This window comes from Paralcaligenes ureilyticus (assembly GCF_004346225.1).
Classification (GTDB): Bacteria; Pseudomonadota; Gammaproteobacteria; order Burkholderiales; family Burkholderiaceae_B; genus Paralcaligenes; species Paralcaligenes ureilyticus.
This window is the reverse complement of the sequence record NZ_SMAJ01000004.1, coordinates 61,498-80,278: the sequence shown is the minus strand read 5'-3', so window position 1 is coordinate 80,278 and position 18,781 is coordinate 61,498. Positions and strand designations below refer to the sequence as shown.

Here is an 18,781-nt window from a genome sequence, read left to right as displayed (position 1 = left end):
ATTTTACCCGTCTGGCGCGCGCAGCGGGGGTGGCGATTCGGTGCGATAGGGCGCGGCGTCGATCTCGTGCTTGCGCATCAGGGCCCAGAAAGCACGCCGGTGCTTTTGCGCCGCGCGTGCCGCCATGGCAATATTGCCCGAATGCCGCCCCAGAGCGGCAGCGATATAGGCGCGTTCGAATCGTTCGACTACCTTGCTTTTCGCCGCCCGAAACGATTCTTTCGATGTAGCGCAGCGTGATGCCGTCGCAATGGCATAGGCCTCGAGCTCGTGCCCGCTGCGGCCCAGGATGGTTGCGCACAGCGCTTTTTCCTGCGGTGTTTCGTCCGGCCTGACACCGACCGGATAAGGGGCTTGCGTCTCTCTGAGGGCGCTTGCCGGAGAGTCGCGTACGGGATAACGGCGTTCGTCGAGCAACTGTTCAATGCGCACCCGTAGCTCCTCAGGGCAGATGGGGTCGCGCACGAAATCGGCCAGGCCAAGGGTGTACAAATCGTTCAGGGCGGCGGCCTTCAACTGGCGCACCAGAGCCATGACGGGTGTTTGCAAAACAGTTTGCGCGGCCTGCAAGGCAGTGCGGACCCAGGCCAGATTGGACTCGGACACCGGCACCAGGCATACGTCGTAGCGGCGCAAGTGCATGGCCGCATCGGCCAGCGCGCGACAGGAATCTAGGCGGGCCGAATCAGGCTGACCATCGAGCGCTTGTATGTACAGACGGCCGCCTGCATGGCAGCCTATCCAGGAGCTCGCCCATTCGTATGCTTCGGGTGTGCTCAGCACAGCGCAATCTAACCGCTCTCTCATGACTTTCTCCTTTTCTTGGGGTGATGAGACCGATAGGCGAAGGATAAGCAAGAGGCGCCAGGCGCGGCAATTAGTGAAATCCACCTCTCGGGAAGTACGCATATTCGGTGGATGCAAAACAAGATAGGGGGATGGCGACCACAAGGGTCGCCGCTACAACATATCCGCCGCTTGTAGTGGCAGCCCTTGTGGCTGCCATGAGCGCTGAGGTTATAGAAAAACGGCACCCACTAGGGGTGCCGCTACCAAAGGGTGCCGCCACACGGTACCAATTAATGCGATTGGCGTCCTTGACGAAGCTTGCGTGCAGCAGCGGCCTGGGCGGCCAGCATGGCGAGCTCGGCCTCGACGACGGCCATGTCGGCCTTGTCCTTGGTATTGCGCAAGGTATCTTCGGCACGGTTGCGCGCCTCGAGCGCCTTGGCTTCGTCGAGATCGGCGGCACGGATTGCCGTGTCGGACAAGACCGTAACCAGCCCTGGCTGAACCTCGAGAATGCCGCCCGCGACGAAGATGCTTTCTTCGCCCTTATCGTCAGCCAACACGATCTTGATGATACCGTGATTGATGCGCGAGATAAGCGGAGCGTGGCCGGGCAAAATGCCCAGCTCGCCCGACTCGCCGGGCAAGACGACAAATTTCGCCTCACCGGTAAAGATCGTGCGCTCGGCACTGACGACGTCAACGTGCAAATTGGCCATGTGTAATCCTTATTGCAGTTTTTTGGCTTTCTCGAAGGCTTCGTCGATAGACCCGACCATGTAGAACGCCTGCTCGGGCAGTGCATCGCACTCGCCTTCGACAATCATCTTGAAGCCGCGCAAGGTTTCCGCCAGCGGCACAAACTTGCCCGGTGCGCCGGTAAACACTTCGGCCACGTGGAAAGGCTGCGACAGGAAGCGCTGAATTTTACGAGCGCGAGCCACCGCCTGCTTGTCGTCAGGCGACAACTCGTCCATACCCAGAATCGCAATAATGTCGCGCAACTCTTTATAGCGTTGCAATGTTTGCTGCACACCGCGAGCCACGTTGTAGTGCTCTTCGCCCACCACTTGGGGATCAAGCTGACGGCTGGTGGAGTCCAGCGGATCGACCGCAGGGTAAATACCCAGGGCGGCGATGTCGCGCGACAACACAACGGTGGAATCCAGATGCTGGAAAGTGGTCGCAGGCGACGGATCGGTCAAGTCATCGGCGGGCACGTAAACGGCCTGGATGGACGTGATAGAACCTGTCTTGGTCGAAGTAATGCGCTCTTGCAGCTTGCCCATTTCTTCGGCCAGTGTAGGCTGATAACCCACGGCTGACGGCATACGGCCCAGCAGCGCCGATACTTCGGTCCCGGCCAACGTGTAGCGATAAATATTATCGACAAAGAACAGGATGTCGCGCCCTTCGTCGCGGAACTTCTCGGCCATGGTCAGACCCGACAAGGCCACACGCAGACGATTGCCCGGGGGCTCGTTCATTTGACCGAACACCATGGCCACCTTGGATTCGGCCAGGTTATCGAGCTTGATGACGCCGGCTTCGGCCATCTCGTGATAGAAGTCATTACCTTCGCGAGTGCGCTCACCCACGCCGGCAAACACCGACAAGCCGCTGTGCTGTTTGGCGATGTTGTTGATCAGTTCGAGCATGTTGACGGTCTTGCCGACCCCGGCGCCACCGAACAGGCCCACCTTGCCGCCTTTGGCAAAGGGGCATACCAGATCGATCACCTTGATCCCGGTTTCAAGCAGCTCGACCGAGGGCGAAAGATCTTCGAAACGCGGCGCATGCTGGTGAATGGAACGAAGCTCGGTCGAATCGATCGGGCCGGCGTCGTCGATGGGGCGACCCAGCACATCCATGATGCGGCCCAAAGTGCCCATGCCCACGGGCACCGAAATCGGCGCGCCCGTATCGGTTACGGCCATCCCACGGCGCAAGCCGTCCGATGAACCCATGGCAATGGTGCGCACGACGCCATCGCCCAATTGTTGCTGCACTTCAAAGGTAAGCCCTTTTTCGGCAAACGCCGAACTCTCGTCAGCCAGCGTAAGAGCGGCATAGATTTTGGGCATATGATCGCGGGGGAACTGAATGTCCACCACGGCGCCGATGCACTGAACGATGGTACCGTTACTCATGTCTAGTCCTTGCTATATGTCTTTGACGGGATGCTGCTGTTTTAAACATTAAACAGCGGCAGCGCCCCCCACGATTTCTGAAATTTCTTTGGTAATGGCGGCCTGGCGGGTTTTGTTGTAAACCAGTTGCAGATCGCCGATGACTTTCTTGGCATTGTCCGAGGCCGCCTTCATGGCGACCATGCGAGCCGATTGCTCGGAGGCCATGTTTTCCGCGACAGCCTGATACACCAGGCCTTCTACGTAGCGCATCAACAATTCGTCGATGACGGTTCTGGCGTCGGGCTCGTACAGATAGTCCCAGCCGAACGTCGACTTCACCACGTTTTGCTCGTCTTCGCTGGCGACGACTTCGGTCTGGAAGGGGTCTGCGAGCACGCTGGGCAAAGGCAAGAGCCGGATAAAGCTGGGATCTTGCTTCATGGTGTTGACGAAACGATTCGTCGCAAGATAAACCGCATCGACCTTGCCGTCGACAAACGCATCGATCTGAACCTTGACAGCGCCTATCAGGCGTTCGAGGTTGGGTGCGTCGCCCAACTGCACCTCTTGCGACACCAGATTTGCATTGACGCGCGACAAAAGCCCGGCGCTTTTACTACCCAGGGCCGTCACTTGTACCTTCACGCCCTTGTGCTCGAACTCGCGCATGCGGGCCAGCACCAAACGCATGATGTTGGTGTTCAAGCCGCCGCACAGACCCTTGTCGGTCGACACAACCACGATGCCGACCGCCCTCAAACTGCCGGGCTCCACCGTATAAGGATGGCGGTAATCGGGATGCGCCTGCATCAAGTGGGCGGCAACCTCGCGCACTTTTGTCGCATAGGGACGGCCGGCGCGCATTCTTTCCTGCGCCTTGCGCATTTTAGAAGCCGCCACCATCTCCATGGCTTTGGTGATCTTGCGCGTGTTTTGCACGCTCTTGATCTTGGTTCGGATTTCCTTGATTCCGGGCATTGCATTTCCTGTCAGGGCGGTGTTGTGGAGATGCGTTTGCAGCCCCACCCTACGTTCGGATAAGTGTAGCGATCCGCTACATCAACCCTCGCCGGTCAAACTTAAAAAGCACCGTGCTTCTTGAACTCCTGAACGGCGCCAACCAATTCGGTCTCGTCGTCCTTGGACAGCTGTTTGGTGTCTTCAATACGTTTCAACATCGCTTCATGCGTGGTCTTGAGATGGTCTTTCAAGGCCTTTTCGAAACCCAGCACCTGCTCTACCGCCACATCATCGAGGTAGCCGTTATTGACGGCAAACAAGGTAACGGCCAGTTCCCAAACCTGCAAAGGCTGGTACTGCGGCTGCTTTAACAGTTCAACCACGCGCTTGCCGCGCTCGAGCTGACGACGGGTAGCGTCGTCGAGATCGGAGGCAAACTGCGCAAACGCCGCCAATTCACGATACTGCGCCAAGTCGGTACGAATACCGCCCGACAGCTTCTTGATGACCTTGGTTTGCGCAGAACCGCCCACACGCGACACCGAAATACCGGCGTTGATGGCAGGACGCACACCGGCGTTGAACAAGTCGGTTTCAAGGAAGATCTGGCCGTCGGTAATTGAAATGACGTTGGTCGGAACGAACGCCGAAACGTCGCCGGCCTGAGTTTCAATAATCGGCAAGGCGGTCAGTGACCCCGTGCGGCCTTTTACTTCACCCTTGGTGAATTTTTCCACATAAGCGGCATTGACGCGAGCAGCGCGCTCGAGCAGACGCGAGTGCAGATAAAACACGTCGCCAGGGTAGGCTTCGCGGCCGGGAGGACGGCGCAGCAATAGCGAAACCTGACGATAGGCCCAAGCCTGCTTGGTCAGATCGTCGTACACGATCAGGGCGTCTTCGCCACGATCGCGGAAATATTCGCCCATGGTGCAGCCCGAGTAGGCCGACAGATATTGCATGGCCGCGGAATCGGATGCCGTCGCAACCACCACAATCGTGTAGGCAAGCGCGCCGTGCTCTTCGAGCTTGCGCACCACGTTGTTGACCGTGGAGGCTTTTTGGCCGATAGCCACATAAACGCAAGTAACGTCCTTGCCTTTCTGGCTGATGATGGTGTCGATCGCAACAGCCGTCTTACCTGTCTGGCGATCCCCGATGATCAGTTCGCGCTGACCGCGGCCGATAGGCACCATGGAATCGATAGCCTTGATACCGGTTTGCAAAGGTTGCGACACCGATTGGCGGGCAATCACGCCTGGCGCCACTTTTTCGATGATGTCGGTCGCCTTGGCGTTGACCGGGCCTTTACCGTCGATAGGGATGCCCAGCGCATCGACGACGCGGCCGCGCAACTCGGGGCCTACCGGTACTTCAAGAATACGGCCGGTGGTTTTGACCGGATCGCCTTCCGACACACCGGTATAGTCGCCCAGAATAACGGCGCCCACGGAATCGCGCTCTAGGTTAAGCGCCAGGCCAAACACGTTATTGGGGAATTCAAGCATTTCGCCTTGCATCACGTCGGACAAGCCGTGGATGCGGGTAATGCCGTCGGTCACGGAAACGACCGTGCCTTGTGTGCGAACGTCGGTCGACGCGCCCAAGCCTTCGATGCGGCTCTTGAGCAGTTCGCTGATCTCTGACGGGTTAAGTTGCATGTTCAGACTCCTGGAATCCTGTTATCCGGCTTGCACTAAGCAGCCAGCGTGTCGCGCATGCGGGCCAATTGGGCCTGCACAGATGCATCAAGTACTTGGTCGCCGACCACGACGCGTACGCCGCCGATCAGTGCAGCATCAACGGTGACCACCGGCTTGAGCTTGAGACCAAACTTCTTTTCTAGACCAACCACGATTTGCCCGACCTGCTTGTCATCGAGCGCAAACGCGCTGGTGATTTCAGCCAGCGCAGTTCCTTCGCGGCGGTTTTTCAAGGTATCGAACTGCCAGGCAATTTGCGGCAAGACCAGCAAACGATCATTGCCAACCAGCAGCTCGATAAAGTTACGCGCCTGGGCCGAAAGCGGCGTCTTGACCAGACCCGAAAACAGCCCGACGCGCTGAGCGTCGTCCAGGCGGGGATCGGTCATTGCCTCGCGCACGCTTTCGACGCTCGCCACTTGGGCAAGCTCGGACAACAGCTCCGACCACGACGCCAAACCAGCCGGGTCGTCGCAGACCGACTCAAACAGCGCTTCGGCGTAGGGTCTAGCGATAGTCGATAATTCAGCCATGGCCTGCCCTGGTTAAAGTTGCGCCTTGAGCTGATCTAGCAGCTCGGCGTGCACGTGTGCATCAACTTCTCGTTTAAGAATCTGTTCGGCGCCCTTGACAGCCAGCACCGCCACATCGGCGCGCAGGCTTTCGCGAGCACGCTGCACTTCTTGCCCGGCATCTTGCTTGGCCTGCGCAATAATCCGGGCCTTCTCGGCTTCACCTTCACGGCGCGCCTGATCGATCAGAACAGCCGCTTGTTTCTCGGCCTCTGCCATGCGGGCATGGTTATCCGTTTTCGCAGATGCTTCAATAAGACTGATACGCGCCTGAGCCTGGGCCAGGTCGGCCTTGCCCTTTTCGGCGGCCGCCAAACCATCGGCAATTTTCTGACGACGATCGTCCATTGCTTTTGTCAGGGGCGGCCAGATGAATTTCATCGTGAACCAACCCAAAACGAAAAACACGAGCATCTGAAAAAAGAGAGTCGCGTTTAAATTCACGGTCGTTTCCCTTTAACACCACTATTGTTCAACGTAAACACCCTAAAACCGCTGGTGTCCAGACCGCCGCATACTTACCTATATTAGAGCCAAGTACAACAAACGGTGCTTCACCCGCCTGATTGCGGGCAACCACTTCTTACCCGACAAACGGATTGGAAAACGCAAACAACATGGCAATACCAACACCAATCAGGAAGGCCGCGTCGATCAGGCCGACCAGCAGGAACATCTTGGTTTGCAAGGCGTTCATCAACTCGGGCTGGCGAGCCGAAGCTTCCAGATATTTACCACCCATCATGCCAATACCGATACATGCACCAATAGCACCCAGACCAATAATAAGACCGCAAGCCAGAGCAACGAAAGCAACGTTGGTCATAACAACTCCTTGGTTAAAAACCTTGTAATCAAAAAGTCAAAAAGAAACTGCACTTTGCAAGACACCCTTGCACCCCGGCCGGGTCGACAGCCCGGCCAAGCAAACGATTAATGGCTTTCGTGAGCCTGACCTACATAGACGAGGGTCAGCATCATGAAAATAAACGCCTGCAACAACACAATCAGGATATGGAAAATAGCCCATACCGATCCTGCGATCACCTGGCCCAGGCCTACGCCCAGGCTAAAGCCATTAAATCCGGTCCATGCGCCGCCCAACAGGGCAATCAGCATGAAAATCAATTCGCCGGCAAACATATTGCCAAACAACCGCATGCCCAGCGAAAGCGACTTGGCCGCGTACTCGATCACGTTCAACAGCAAGTTGAACGGCATGAGCACCACACCCAGAAGGCCGTGAGCATGGAAGGGCGCAACAAATAAATCTTTGACAAAGCCGCCGAGGTTCTTGATTTTGATGCCGTAGTAGAACATCAGAAGCAACACGCCCAGGGACATGCCCATAGGCACGTTAAGGTCGGCGGTGGGCAATATGCGATGGTAGTACAGCACATCGCCATGGTGGGTGCCCAGGCCTGTCATTCTGAAGATCCAGTTCAACATGTCGATGGGCACCAGATCGAGCGTGTTCATGAGCACAATCCACAAGAACACGGTCAGCGCCAGAGGCGACATGAAACGGCGCGACACTTCGCTGGGAACAATGCTTTTAGCTTCTTCGTCGACCATGTCGGCCAACATCTCGACCGAAACCTGAAACCGGCCCGGCACACCCGAAGTGGCGGACTTGGCGACGCGCCACAACAAGTACACGACAATCAGGCCCATTAGAATCGACCAGAACAACGAATCGTAATTGACGACGTTGAAGTCTGCGACAATGGTTTGTTTAACGCCGAGATTATTTAAGTGAACCAAGTGGTGCTGAATATACTCAGACTGAGGTGAAACGTCACTAGCCGCCATCTGAACCCTTATCCTGTTAGCTTCTACCGAGAACGCAGGACGCCCTCACAAATTAATTACCTGACTCTACCGCGGCCTGCGCACCATAAATAACAGCACATAACCTTTCAATACACACACCAGGCCCAACAACAAAGCGGGCCAAACCAGCCAACCGCGCCCCAGATAGGCCGCCAACAGCAACAACAGCACTGTCGACCCAAGCTTGAACGCTTCACCCAGAAAAAAGGTGAGCGGGTTCGAAATCTTTGGGCTGTAAAGCCCGGCCAACACACGCACGGCAAACAAGACATTGGGTATGAAATAAGCGCCCGCCCCAATCAGGGCCGAAACCCCGGCGGCAAACCCTGCCACAACCCATGAAAGCAACACTGCCAACACACCCATCGCCGCCTGGGCCGCCAAAATCCGCAACACACCGCGCCCGGCCCCCGCAATCAGGGTAGCAAGCTGCGCCCCATCAAGTGGCGATTCTGCATCGGTCCCGGCATCAGATTTTGGCCCGGCGCCGCATTGTAGCCCGGCCCCGGATTTGGGTGTTTCAGGCAGCCCGCAAGGACTGGGCACAGGGGACTGTGGCACTTTCGGCACCCCCTCTAACCCTGCACCCCGGCTGTGCGTTTCATGCACGTTTTATTTCACCTGCGTCAAACCCATGGAGTATAGCGTGATTTTAAAATACTAAGCAAGTTGTAAGGTAGGTAGAGGAGATGGGCGCGGCATAAATTCGCGTCTATGCAACGCTTACATGAAAAATGGCTGGAGGGAGTGGCGTAATAGGGGGGTTGCGTTGAGGGATGGCAGCCACAAGGGCTGCCGCTACAAGTACGTATCCGTAAAGTTTGTAGCGACAGGCCTTGTGCCTGTCATGTTTGTAGCGGCACCCCGTGTGGGTGCCATCGTCGCGAATACTACATCTAACGATGCTTGAAATCAGGCTTGCGCTTCTCGATGAACGCCGACATGCCTTCCTTCTGGTCTTCTGTTGCAAACAGCGCGTGGAAATTGCGCCGTTCGAACAGCATGCCTTCATCCAGCGACGCCTCATAAGCACGATTGATGCACTCTTTAGCCATCATGACCGAAGACAGCGACATGGAGGCGATAACCGCTGCGGCTTCCAGCGCTTCGTCGAGCACCCGATCAAGAGGCACCACGCGCGATACCAGGCCGGCGCGTTCGGCCTCGGCGGCGTCCATCATGCGTGCCGTCAAGACCAAATCCATCGCCTTGGCCTTGCCCACGGCTCGCGGCAAACGCTGCGTGCCGCCATAGCCGGGGATCACTCCCAGCTTGATTTCCGGTTGCCCGAAGCGTGCATTCTCGGCGGCGATAATAAAGTCGCACGACATGGCCAGCTCGCACCCGCCGCCCAACGCATAGCCCGCCACCGCCGCGATAATGGGCTTGCGGATCCGCTTTAATGATTCCCAATTGTGGCCCAGATAATCCTGGCTGTAGACATCCTGAAAGGTCCAGTCTTTCATGGCGCCGATATCGGCGCCTGCGGCAAAGGCCTTTTCGCTGCCTGTCAGCACGATGGCGCCAATGTTGTCATCGGCATCGAAAGCACGCAAGGCGGCAGCCAGTTCGTCGATGATCTCGTTGCTCAGGGCATTCAAGGCCTTGGGACGATCCAGGGTCAGCAGGCCTACCCGGCCGCGAGTCTCTACTTTTACGAGCGGTACACTCATTTTGTCTCCTGCGCTTAAGATATGAAGATGAAAAAAGAACTTATACTTTACTGCCTAAATCCCGTCGACCCCGCCGGGCATCGATTCCAGGTCCAACTAAACATCGCCCAGCCCGATCCGAAAGGCCAGGAACTGGCCCTGCCCGCCTGGATTCCAGGTAGCTATCTTATTCGAGATTTCTCGCGCCAGCTCGACACCGTGCAGGCGCGGTGCAAAGGCAAAACCATAGCGATGCGCAAAACGGGCAACCATACGTGGCGGTGCGCCCCGTGCAATGGCCCGTTGGTCGTCGAATACACCGTTTATGCCTGGGATCTTTCGGTGCGTGGCGCGCATTTCGATGAATCCCATGCGTTTTTCAACGGCGCCAGCGTATTCCTGAGCGTCACGGGCCAAACGCACGAACCGTGCCACGTAAGGCTTGTCCCGCCCGCCCACGCGCGCGGCTGGAAGGTTTACACCAGCCTGCCCACTGCCAGCGGGCATCCGGACGCGGCAAAACAATACGGCTTCGGTGTCTACGCGGCGCCCAATTACGATGCGCTCATCGACCACCCGGTGGAGATGGGCACCCCGCAGGTGCTGCGATTCAAGGCCCACGGCGCCCCGCACGAAATGGTCTTTACCGGTGTCGCGCCCAAACTGGATATGGCCAGAATTGCGCACGATGTACAGAAAATCTGTGCCGCGCAAATTGCACTCTTCGAACCAACCCGCAAACAAGCGCCGTTTCCGGACTCGGCAGAGCGCTATGTGTTCATGGTGATGGTCACCGGCGACGGCTACGGCGGCCTGGAACATCGTGCGTCGACCGCGCTGGTGGCTTCCAGGCACGACCTTCCCAGCCTGGGTGTCGAGCCCGGAGAAGGCTACCAGACCTTTCTGGGCCTTGTCAGCCACGAATATTTTCACACCTGGAATGTCAAGCGCATCAAACCGGCCGCCTTCGCGCCCTACAACCTGAGCCGTGAAAACCACACGCGCCTGCTATGGGTCTTCGAAGGCTTTACCTCTTACTATGACGACCTGATGCTGCTGCGCTCGGGGGTCATCGGGCAAAACGATTATCTGCGCCTTTTGGGTAAAACCATCAGCACGGTACACAGAAGCGCCGGCCGGCATAAGCAATCGGTGGCCGAGAGCTCGTTTGACGCATGGACGCGCTATTACAAGCAAGACGAAAATTCGCCCAATACGCTGGTCAGCTACTACACCAAGGGTTCGCTTATCGCACTGGGCCTGGATATCGTTATCCGCCAGGGTTCGCAAGGCACGCGGTCGCTCGACGACGTGATGCGTTTGCTTTGGGAGCGCTTCGGTCGCGATTTTTATCAGGGAGCGGGCACGGGTATAGGCGAGGCCTCGATGGTTCGCCTGATACGCGAGGCAACCGGAGTCGATGTTGCCACGTTTATCGAACGCCACGTCGAGGGTTGCGAAGACATACCGCTAGACCGCCTGTTGCCGCAACAAGGCATCGCGATGACGTGGAAGCCGGCATCGAGCGACCCCACCTTGAATATCCGCACTCGCGGGGCACCGGGCGAGACGCAGATCGCCAATGTATTCGAAGGCGGCGCGGCGCATGCCGGAGGCCTGTCGGCGGGCGACATTCTGGTAGCGGTAGACAGTTTGCGCGTGACCGAACCCGGCGGCCTGGACAAGCTGCTGCATCGTTATAAAGCCGGCGACGCGGTGCTGATCCATGTATTCCGGCGCGACGAACTGAGGGTATTCCGGGTAACGCTGGCAGCGCAGACGGAAAGCGAGTGTACGCTGGCGGTTATTTGACGGGGTTTGAGGATTTTGAGGGAATGGCACCCACAAGGGGTGCCGCCACATGAGCGGCGGGTACGTTTTTGTAGCGGCACCCCTTGTGGGTGCCATATCGGCAACCAACCGGCACCCGGCGGCACCTGAAACCTACCGCCCCCCTAATGCCGCCAGTTATCAACGATAAGGTCTTGTTCGGCAGGCACATCGGGATCCAGCTGGTTCTCGATCCGGACCTGGATGGCTTTGGCGGCTGCGATGCCGTCGGCCAGCGCCGTCACCACGCAAGGATGCTGGCGCTGCGCCACCTCGCCGATGGCGTAAACCCCCGCACGGCTGGTTTCGGCCGTCAGGGCATGCGTGGCGATAAAGCCCAGGCTGGAGCGTTGCAGATCAAGGCTTTCGGCAAAACCCACGCAGGGCTCCCAACCGTAAAAAACCAGAAACGTGTCGTAGAATCGGTCGTTGATCGTCATGGTCGCCGCGTCCACCTTGTAATGGCCCATGGCGATGTTGACCGGCGACACCTGGCGCACGAACTGCTGTTGGGCGCGCACATGCCGCGCATAAACATGCACCAGCGATGCCCCGTGCGCCGCCGCATACAGCGCATTTTCAAACGCGTTGTCGCCGCCACCCAGCACCGCTACACGTTTATAGCGGAAATCGTGAGCCACAATATGTTCGCCCGGGCCAATCAATATCTGCCCGGCCGAAGCCAAACGAGGAAACAAGGGGTCGAGCTCAGGCAAGGAGCGCGCCGTCACTCCGGTCGCCAACACCAGATACGGCGCCGACAGCGACGCGCTGCCATCGCTATACACGACGGTAAAACCGTCTGAGTCGTGCTGTATCCGGCCCACGGGAGAAGACAGCCGCACCGGCACGTTTGCCCTCTCCAGGCTTATTGCCATGTTGTCAGCCACCTGCGCGCCTGTCATGCCGGGCAAGGTTGCATTCCATTCGTCGTAAAACGGGTTCTGGCGACACAAGCCACCCACCTGCGCACCGGCCTCGAGCAGAACGGGCGCCAGGCCCAAACGCGCCAGCCAGACCGCGCACGATACGCCCGCCGGACCACCCCCGACGATGATCGCATCGACCTCGTGCTTTTCCGCCCCCATGCCTGCTCCCCGATTTATCAGCGCAAATTGTAGCGAGCCATGAACGTTCTGGCACTACAATTCAAGTACTTGAATAAGGTTGACCTCATGGCCACTCGTCGTATTTTCTTTTCGCGGCTCGCCATGGACGCCCACATCGGCATCCTGGAACACGAACTGCGCACCACGCAGCCTCTGCACGTTGACGCCGAATTCGACGTCAACGTCACCCAACAAGTACACGACCAGCGGCTGTACACCGTCCTGGACTATCGCCTGCTGCGCAACGCCATCGTCGAGGAATGCACCCAAACTCACGTCAATCTGCTCGAAACTCTCAGCGAGCAAGTCGTAGACCGGCTGCTGCGCGACTTTCCGGATGTGTGCCGGGTCAAGATTCGAATCAGCAAGCCGCTTGCCTTTTCCGACTGCGAAGCCGTGGGCATCGAGGTCGAGCGCAAACGCCAATAATCATGCAAACCGATACTTCCAACCCTCGTTCAGCCAAGCAACGCGTGGACGATAATAAACTGGGCAAACGCCTGGTTCGCGAAACCGGGCGAGCCATCAGCGACTTCAACATGATCGAGGACGGCGACAAGGTCATGGTTTGCCTATCGGGCGGCAAAGATTCCTACAGCCTGCTCGACATCCTGCTTACGCTGAAAAGCCGCGCACCCATTCACTTTGACATTATTGCGGTCAATCTGGATCAAAAGCAACCCGGCTTTCCGGCCGATATCCTGCCCGCATACTTGAGTTCGCTAGGGGTGCCATTTCATATCGAAACGCGCGACACCTACTCGATCGTGACGCGTGTCATTCCCGAAGGCAAGACCATGTGCTCGCTGTGCTCACGCCTGCGCCGCGGCATTTTGTACCGGGTCGCCAGCGAACTGGGCGCCACCAAAATAGCGCTAGGGCACCATCGCGACGACATCCTGGGTACCTTTTTCCTGAACCTGTTCTACGGCGGGCGCATGAAGGCCATGCCGCCCAAGCTGATGTCCGACGACGGCCGGCATATCGTTATCCGCCCTTTGGCCTATGTGCCCGAAAAAGACCTGATCGCTTATGCCGCGCTTAAACAGTTTCCGATTATCCCCTGCAATCTTTGCGGCTCGCAGGAAAACCTCAAGCGCAAGGAAGTCAGCCGGATGATTGCCGAATGGGACAAGAAATTCCCCGGCCGATCCTGGAATGTGTTCGGCGCCTTGTCGCGCGTGGTGCCCAGCCACCTGATGGACAGCCAATTGTTCGACTTTATGGGCCTGCAAACCACCGGTGTGGCCGACGCCGACGGCGACCGGGCCTTTGATGGGGAAGTTTTTGAACCCCACGCGCCGGTTGATGTGAGGAATGACGACAATGGCGACGCTGATGGCGATGAATCGTTTGGGGCGGGTAGAAAAGCTACCCTTGTGACGGATTTGCGCGATATTAATTTGTAGCGGGTGATTTAGGGGTGCGGGTGCCACCCACAAGGGGTGGCGCTACAAATACGTACCTGTGAATAATGTAGCGGCACCCCTTGTGGGTGCCACCGATATCCTGCCCCCGCCAGTCGTTTTAATCCGACCCCGACGCACCTTCCCAGTGAGGGCCGGGAACGTGGATATCGAATAGCTCCAGCACCCTGGCGACGGTATGGTCGACCATTTCGTCGAGGGTTTTCGGATGATGATAGAACGCCGGCAGCGGCGGGAAGATTATTCCGCCCATTTCGGTCACCGCCGTCATATTGCGCAAATGCGCCAGGTTCAAAGGTGTTTCGCGCACCATCAGCACCAGGCGCCGGCGCTCTTTGAGCGTCACATCGGCAGCGCGCGTCACCAGATTGTCGGACAGGCCATGGGCCACTGCGGCCAATGTGCGCATGGAGCACGGCACCACCACCATGCCAACCGTGGCAAAACCGCCGCTGGCCAGCGTTGCGCCGACATCGCGAAAACTGTATACCCGGTCGGCCAGCGCCTGCACGTCCTGGCGCGACAGGCCCAGTTCGTACTTGATATTAAGCAGGCCCGAAGGCGTCACGACCAGGTGCGACTCTACATCGGGCACGCCGCGCAGGGCCTGCAACATGCGCAGCGCGTAGGTCGCGCCCGTGGCGCCGGTAATGCCAATGACAAAACGGCGTTTACCGCTCATGGGGCACGTCCGGCCGCATTAGCCGCAAGCCGATACGCTTAGGCAAGGGCGCCGGCGTCTTTAAGCGTTGTAAGCAGCTCGCCGCTTTCGTTCATTTCGGCGATGATGTCCGAGCCACCCACGAACTGACCCGACACATAAAGCTGAGGAATTGTCGGCCAATTGGAGAACTCTTTGATCCCCTGGCGCACTTCATCATCGTCCAGCACATTGACGGTGACCAGTTTGGTCACCCCGGCCGCCTTCAATATCTGAATCGCACGCCCGGAGAAGCCGCACTGGGGCATTTGGGCGGTGCCCTTCATAAACAATACGACCGGGTTGCCGGTCACGGTTTGACGGATAAACTCTTGAACTTCGCTCATGATGCTCTCGTTGTCTGGAAAGATAGTTAATTATAGATAATTCCGCCGGATATCCGTTCAATGCCCGCCAAATCCGGCTTGCTCGTCACTTTGTCGAACCCGGCGCGCTGCAGCAAACCCCGTACGGCGCCCGCCTGATCCCAGCCATGCTCCATCCATAAAGCACCGCCGGGCCTGAGCCAGCGCCCGGCGCCCGCCACAATCTGCCGCAAGGACTGCAGGCCATCGGCGCCATCGGTCAGTGCCATTGCCGGTTCGAAGCGCAAATCGCCCTGGGCCAGGTGGGGGTCGTTGGTGGCAATATAAGGCGGATTGGACAAAATCAAGTCAAAAGGGGCTTGACCCGATAAGGCATCGTACCAACTTCCGCATAAAAACTCGACCGCCGCGGACAAACGCTGCGCATTGTCCTGCGCCAACTGCAGCGCCACGGGGCTCAGATCGGTAGCCACCACTGTTGCCTGCGGGCAAGCCAGCGCCACCGATACCGCAATCGCGCCGCTACCCACACCCAGATCCAGAACCCGTGCAGACCCGAACCCCTGCAGATATTGAATGGCCGTTTCCACCAGCAACTCCGTATCCGGGCGCGGAATCAATACCGCCGGCGACACGGTAAATTCGTGCCCCATGAACTCGCGCGTTCCCATCAAATAGGCCATGGGCTGCCCTGCCACGCGCTGATCGATCAAACCTTGACACTGAGCCACCGCCTCGGGCGGCAAAGGCTCGGTGTCGTGCGAGATTAGCCAAGTGCGTGCGACGCGCAGCACGTGCTGCAAAATCATCTGGACCTCCAGCCGCGGCAAACGGTTTTCGGCCAGCAGGTCACGTACGCTGATCACGTTACTCGTCGCCCAGCGCAGCCAACAGTTCAGCCTGATGCTCGGCACGCAAAGCGCCCGTCAGTTCATCCAGGCCGCCCTCCATGATTTGCTGCAACTTGTAGAGCGTCAGATTAATGCGATGATCAGTCACCCGTCCTTGCGGATAGTTATACGTGCGTATCCGTTCCGACCGGTCGCCCGACCCCACCAGGCTTTTGCGCTGCGCCGCCTCTTTGCTATGACGCTCCTGCTGCTGCTTGTCCTTCAAACGAGCTGCCAGCACCTGCATGGCCTTGTCCTTATTGCGGTGCTGCGAGCGGTCATCCTGGCATTCCACCACCAGGCCGGTCGGCAAATGAGTGATGCGCACCGCCGAATCCGTCTTGTTGATATGCTGCCCACCGGCGCCGCTTGCGCGGAAGGTGTCGATGCGCAAATCCGCCGGATTAATCACAATATCGCTTTGCGCATCGGCCTCGGGCAACACCGCCACCGTACACGCCGAGGTATGGATCCGCCCTTGCGTTTCAGTGGCCGGCACGCGCTGCACGCGATGAGCACCGGACTCGAACTTCAGTTGCCCATACACGCCATCGCCCTCGATGCGCGCAATCACTTCCTTATACCCGCCCAGCTCCGAGACGCTTTCGGACATCAGCTCGACCTTCCAGCGTTCCTGCTCGGCGTAGCGCGTATACATGCGCAACAAATCGGCCGAAAACAGCGCGCTTTCATCGCCCCCCGTACCTGCACGGATTTCCAGAAATACACTGCGGCTATCATCCGGGTCGCGCGGCAGCAAAAGCAACTGCAACTCGCCGTCCAGCTCTTCCAGCCGCGCCCTGCCCGTCTTGATTTCCTCTTCTCCCAAAAGCTTCATGTCCGGGTCGCTCAGCATTTCTTGCGCCGTCTCGATATCGCGTTCAACCGCCGTATAAGCGCCAAACACCTCGACCACCGGATCGAGCTCGGCACGCTCGCGCGACAGCTTGCGGAACCGATCCATATCGTGGGCGATCTCGGGCTCGGCCAACAGGGCATCAACTTCGACTAGACGGCGGGCAAACTGCTCCAACCGATTGCGCATGGAACTTTTCATAACGTAGGGAGGGGGAATGGGATTAGAGGGCTGGCGCGAAAGAGCGCGCCGATAAACGCGGCGACAGCGCCGCTAACGCCGACGGCTGACGCCGGGCATCAGGCGAGGCAACAGCGCCAGCAGTTGTTCGCGCTCGGCGGCCTCGCTCTGATTCAGCGCCGCCAGAGGGCCATGCAAGTATTTTTGGGTCAGCCCATAAGCAAGCTGCTCCAACACCACCTCGGGCGATTCGCCGCGCGCCAGCAGGCGACGCGCATGATCGAGCTCGGCCAGGCGAACCCGATCGGCAGCCTGCTGCATGTCGATAATGGCCGGCACAATTTCACGATTTTCCAGCCAGTGCATAAAATTCTGCACCCGTGTCTCGATGATCGCCTCGGCCTGTACCACGGCCGCCCGGCGCGCGTCCGTACCGCTTTGCACCATGCGGCCCAAATCGTCGACCGAATACAAATAAACGTCCGCAAGACGCCCGACCTCATTTTCGATATCGCGCGGCACGGCCAGATCGACCATCACCATGGGGCGATGGCGGCGCAGACGCGTAGCCCTTTCCACCATCCCCAGACCGAGGATGGGCAAGGAGCTTGCCGTACAGGACACAATGACATCGAAATCGGCCAGCTTGTCGGGTAGCTCGGACAGTTTCATGGTTTTAGCCATGAAATGCGCCGCCAGCAAATCGGCCCGTTCCAGCGTGCGATTGGCCACCATGATTTGCTTCGGGTTAAGCGCGGCGAAATGCGTCGCACAAAGCTCGATCATTTCACCCGCGCCAATAAACAGCACACTGGCTTGCGACAAATCACCAAACACGCGCTCGGCCAAACGCACGGCCGCCGCCGCCATCGATACCGAATGCGCCCCGATGGCCGTTTGCGACCGCACCTCTTTGGCTACCGAAAAGGTGCGTTGAAACAGCTGATGCAGCGTCGTGCCCAGCGCGCCCGCCTCGTTGGCCACGCGCACCGCATCCTTCATCTGCCCAAGAATTTGCGGTTCGCCCAGCACCATTGAATCCAGGCCGCTGGCTACGCGAAACGCATGGCGAACCGCCTCATTTTTCTGATACCGATATAAATGCGGCTGCAGGCTGCCCGCCTCGAGCCGATTGAATTCGGCCATCCAGGACGGCAGGCGCTCGGACACCTGCGGCTCCGCCGCACAGTAGATTTCGGTGCGATTACAGGTAGACAGAATGGCTGCTTCCTTGACCGAAGACCCAAACGCCGAACGCAGGCCATCGAGCGCGGGCTTTAGCAGGTCAAGCGGCATGGACACACGTTCTCTTACCGCTACCGGAGCGGAAACGTGATTCAGACCGAAGGTTAGGACATCAACAGACATGTATAGTTAGCAGGCCACTCTATTTACAGAGCCGAAATGGCACAATCCAGACAGCATAAGATTATAAGCCCCCCTTGAATTTTATAGAAATTCCAGGCAAAACCAGCGGGGCGCGAGCGTTGCGGCAACGCACGCCTTGGGATTTTCGTGTATCATTTCGCCTTCTTGTTGGCCTGGTAGCTCAGTCGGTAGAGCAGAGGATTGAAAATCCTTGTGTCGGTGGTTCGATTCCGCCCCAGGCCACCAGTGAATTAGTCTGAAAATCAAAGACCTGTCTTAATTGATCGGTCTTTTTTTTCGTCTGTGCCCGGTGCAAGTGTCGACCGAGTGTCAACGCAGCCAACACGGAACGTCATTTGCACTTTTTTGTGCATGGTGTGTGCCTCTTTCAAAATACAGAGCCTTGATGGTTGCCATATGTTCATCGCCCGACAATTCACCGTCGATGAACCGT

Annotated in this window: 20 protein-coding genes and 1 tRNA gene; 4 read left to right on the top strand and 17 right to left on the bottom strand. The window is 58.2% G+C overall.

Translation table 11 applies throughout. The features are described 5' to 3' along the window. Positions 1-3: 3 nt before the first annotated feature. The 11 genes from EDC26_RS07195 to EDC26_RS07145 all read right to left on the bottom strand — a co-directional run bounded on the left by EDC26_RS07195 (position 4) and on the right by EDC26_RS07145 (position 9,662). A complete protein-coding gene (locus EDC26_RS07195; protein WP_243700827.1) occupies positions 4-807 on the bottom strand; it encodes a hypothetical protein in 804 nt (267 codons plus the stop codon). A gap of 272 nt (positions 808-1,079) precedes the next feature. After that, the gene (locus tag EDC26_RS07190; RefSeq protein ID WP_132580976.1) at positions 1,080-1,508 is read right to left on the bottom strand and encodes a F0F1 ATP synthase subunit epsilon; all 429 of its coding nucleotides are present in this window, start codon (positions 1,506-1,508) and stop codon (positions 1,080-1,082) included. A 9-nt stretch (positions 1,509-1,517) separates the two neighbouring features. After that, positions 1,518-2,939: a F0F1 ATP synthase subunit beta gene (atpD, locus tag EDC26_RS07185; protein ID WP_132580974.1), complete on the bottom strand. Its 1,422-nt coding sequence runs from the start codon at positions 2,937-2,939 to the stop codon at positions 1,518-1,520. A gap of 48 nt (positions 2,940-2,987) precedes the next feature. Beyond that, positions 2,988-3,899 (bottom strand): F0F1 ATP synthase subunit gamma, encoded by a 912-nt coding sequence (atpG, locus tag EDC26_RS07180; protein WP_132580972.1) that lies wholly within the window; start codon positions 3,897-3,899, stop codon positions 2,988-2,990. Positions 3,900-4,000: 101 nt separating this feature from the next. Further along, on the bottom strand, positions 4,001-5,542 hold the full coding sequence (gene atpA / locus EDC26_RS07175; RefSeq protein ID WP_132580970.1) for a F0F1 ATP synthase subunit alpha: 1,542 nt from the start codon (positions 5,540-5,542) through the stop codon (positions 4,001-4,003). 35 nt (positions 5,543-5,577) lie between these two features. After that, positions 5,578-6,117 (bottom strand): F0F1 ATP synthase subunit delta, encoded by a 540-nt coding sequence (locus EDC26_RS07170; RefSeq protein ID WP_132580968.1) that lies wholly within the window; start codon positions 6,115-6,117, stop codon positions 5,578-5,580. 12 nt (positions 6,118-6,129) lie between these two features. Then, positions 6,130-6,600 carry a F0F1 ATP synthase subunit B gene (locus EDC26_RS07165; RefSeq protein ID WP_132580966.1) on the bottom strand — a complete coding sequence of 157 codons (471 nt, stop codon included), beginning with the start codon at positions 6,598-6,600 and terminating at the stop codon, positions 6,130-6,132. 139 nt (positions 6,601-6,739) lie between these two features. Then, positions 6,740-6,982: a F0F1 ATP synthase subunit C gene (atpE, locus tag EDC26_RS07160; protein WP_132580964.1), complete on the bottom strand. Its 243-nt coding sequence runs from the start codon at positions 6,980-6,982 to the stop codon at positions 6,740-6,742. A gap of 107 nt (positions 6,983-7,089) precedes the next feature. Then, positions 7,090-7,968, bottom strand: coding sequence for a F0F1 ATP synthase subunit A (atpB, locus tag EDC26_RS07155; RefSeq protein WP_132580962.1), 879 nt, complete (start codon positions 7,966-7,968; stop codon positions 7,090-7,092). 66 nt (positions 7,969-8,034) lie between these two features. Then, positions 8,035-8,409, bottom strand: coding sequence for an ATP synthase subunit I (locus EDC26_RS07150; RefSeq protein ID WP_132581435.1), 375 nt, complete (start codon positions 8,407-8,409; stop codon positions 8,035-8,037). 476 nt (positions 8,410-8,885) lie between these two features. After that, complete coding sequence (locus EDC26_RS07145; RefSeq protein WP_132580960.1) at positions 8,886-9,662, bottom strand: enoyl-CoA hydratase; 777 nt, start codon at positions 9,660-9,662, stop codon at positions 8,886-8,888. 21 nt (positions 9,663-9,683) lie between these two features. Between EDC26_RS07145 and EDC26_RS07140 the strand changes: the two genes are divergently transcribed. Further along, complete coding sequence (locus EDC26_RS07140; RefSeq protein WP_425012394.1) at positions 9,684-11,453, top strand: M61 family metallopeptidase; 1,770 nt, start codon at positions 9,684-9,686, stop codon at positions 11,451-11,453. A gap of 143 nt (positions 11,454-11,596) precedes the next feature. Here EDC26_RS07140 and EDC26_RS07135 read toward each other — a convergent pair whose 3' ends face one another. Continuing rightward, a complete protein-coding gene (locus tag EDC26_RS07135) occupies positions 11,597-12,559 on the bottom strand; it encodes an NAD(P)/FAD-dependent oxidoreductase (RefSeq protein ID WP_132580956.1) in 963 nt (320 codons plus the stop codon). Between the two features lie 87 nt (positions 12,560-12,646). On the opposite strand from EDC26_RS07135, the gene folB reads away from it, so the two are divergent. Both folB and ttcA read left to right on the top strand, forming a co-directional pair. Continuing rightward, positions 12,647-13,009: a dihydroneopterin aldolase gene (gene folB / locus EDC26_RS07130; RefSeq protein WP_132580954.1), complete on the top strand. Its 363-nt coding sequence runs from the start codon at positions 12,647-12,649 to the stop codon at positions 13,007-13,009. 2 nt (positions 13,010-13,011) lie between these two features. Continuing rightward, on the top strand, positions 13,012-13,989 hold the full coding sequence (ttcA, locus tag EDC26_RS07125) for a tRNA 2-thiocytidine(32) synthetase TtcA (protein ID WP_132580952.1): 978 nt from the start codon (positions 13,012-13,014) through the stop codon (positions 13,987-13,989). Between the two features lie 118 nt (positions 13,990-14,107). Here ttcA and EDC26_RS07120 read toward each other — a convergent pair whose 3' ends face one another. The 5 genes from EDC26_RS07120 to hemA all read right to left on the bottom strand — a co-directional run bounded on the left by EDC26_RS07120 (position 14,108) and on the right by hemA (position 18,327). Next, positions 14,108-14,689: a UbiX family flavin prenyltransferase gene (locus tag EDC26_RS07120; RefSeq protein WP_132580950.1), complete on the bottom strand. Its 582-nt coding sequence runs from the start codon at positions 14,687-14,689 to the stop codon at positions 14,108-14,110. A 38-nt stretch (positions 14,690-14,727) separates the two neighbouring features. Next, positions 14,728-15,054 (bottom strand): Grx4 family monothiol glutaredoxin, encoded by a 327-nt coding sequence (gene grxD / locus EDC26_RS07115; RefSeq protein WP_132580948.1) that lies wholly within the window; start codon positions 15,052-15,054, stop codon positions 14,728-14,730. Between the two features lie 26 nt (positions 15,055-15,080). Further along, positions 15,081-15,899, bottom strand: a complete 819-nt coding sequence (gene prmC / locus EDC26_RS07110; RefSeq protein WP_132580946.1) for a peptide chain release factor N(5)-glutamine methyltransferase — start codon at positions 15,897-15,899, stop codon at positions 15,081-15,083. A 1-nt stretch (position 15,900) separates the two neighbouring features. Continuing rightward, positions 15,901-16,980 (bottom strand): peptide chain release factor 1, encoded by a 1,080-nt coding sequence (gene prfA / locus EDC26_RS07105; protein WP_132580944.1) that lies wholly within the window; start codon positions 16,978-16,980, stop codon positions 15,901-15,903. Positions 16,981-17,052: 72 nt separating this feature from the next. Next, positions 17,053-18,327: a glutamyl-tRNA reductase gene (gene hemA, locus EDC26_RS07100; protein WP_132580942.1), complete on the bottom strand. Its 1,275-nt coding sequence runs from the start codon at positions 18,325-18,327 to the stop codon at positions 17,053-17,055. 170 nt (positions 18,328-18,497) lie between these two features. Here hemA and EDC26_RS07095 point away from each other — a divergent pair. After that, a tRNA-Phe gene (locus EDC26_RS07095) sits at positions 18,498-18,573 on the top strand. Positions 18,574-18,781 lie beyond the last annotated feature (208 nt).

Coding starts and splice junctions, on each gene's coding strand:
- EDC26_RS07195 (WP_243700827.1), bottom strand. CDS start 807: ATGAGAGAGCGGTTAGATTGCGCTGTGCTGAGCACACCCGAAGCATAC.
- EDC26_RS07190 (WP_132580976.1), bottom strand. CDS start 1,508: ATGGCCAATTTGCACGTTGACGTCGTCAGTGCCGAGCGCACGATCTTT.
- atpD (WP_132580974.1), bottom strand. CDS start 2,939: ATGAGTAACGGTACCATCGTTCAGTGCATCGGCGCCGTGGTGGACATT.
- atpG (WP_132580972.1), bottom strand. CDS start 3,899: ATGCCCGGAATCAAGGAAATCCGAACCAAGATCAAGAGCGTGCAAAAC.
- atpA (WP_132580970.1), bottom strand. CDS start 5,542: ATGCAACTTAACCCGTCAGAGATCAGCGAACTGCTCAAGAGCCGCATC.
- EDC26_RS07170 (WP_132580968.1), bottom strand. CDS start 6,117: ATGGCTGAATTATCGACTATCGCTAGACCCTACGCCGAAGCGCTGTTT.
- atpE (WP_132580964.1), bottom strand. CDS start 6,982: ATGACCAACGTTGCTTTCGTTGCTCTGGCTTGCGGTCTTATTATTGGT.
- atpB (WP_132580962.1), bottom strand. CDS start 7,968: ATGGCGGCTAGTGACGTTTCACCTCAGTCTGAGTATATTCAGCACCAC.
- EDC26_RS07145 (WP_132580960.1), bottom strand. CDS start 9,662: ATGAGTGTACCGCTCGTAAAAGTAGAGACTCGCGGCCGGGTAGGCCTG.
- EDC26_RS07140 (WP_425012394.1), top strand. CDS start 9,684: ATGAAGATGAAAAAAGAACTTATACTTTACTGCCTAAATCCCGTCGAC.
- EDC26_RS07135 (WP_132580956.1), bottom strand. CDS start 12,559: ATGGGGGCGGAAAAGCACGAGGTCGATGCGATCATCGTCGGGGGTGGT.
- folB (WP_132580954.1), top strand. CDS start 12,647: ATGGCCACTCGTCGTATTTTCTTTTCGCGGCTCGCCATGGACGCCCAC.
- ttcA (WP_132580952.1), top strand. CDS start 13,012: ATGCAAACCGATACTTCCAACCCTCGTTCAGCCAAGCAACGCGTGGAC.
- EDC26_RS07120 (WP_132580950.1), bottom strand. CDS start 14,689: ATGAGCGGTAAACGCCGTTTTGTCATTGGCATTACCGGCGCCACGGGC.
- grxD (WP_132580948.1), bottom strand. CDS start 15,054: ATGAGCGAAGTTCAAGAGTTTATCCGTCAAACCGTGACCGGCAACCCG.
- prfA (WP_132580944.1), bottom strand. CDS start 16,980: ATGAAAAGTTCCATGCGCAATCGGTTGGAGCAGTTTGCCCGCCGTCTA.
- hemA (WP_132580942.1), bottom strand. CDS start 18,327: ATGTCTGTTGATGTCCTAACCTTCGGTCTGAATCACGTTTCCGCTCCG.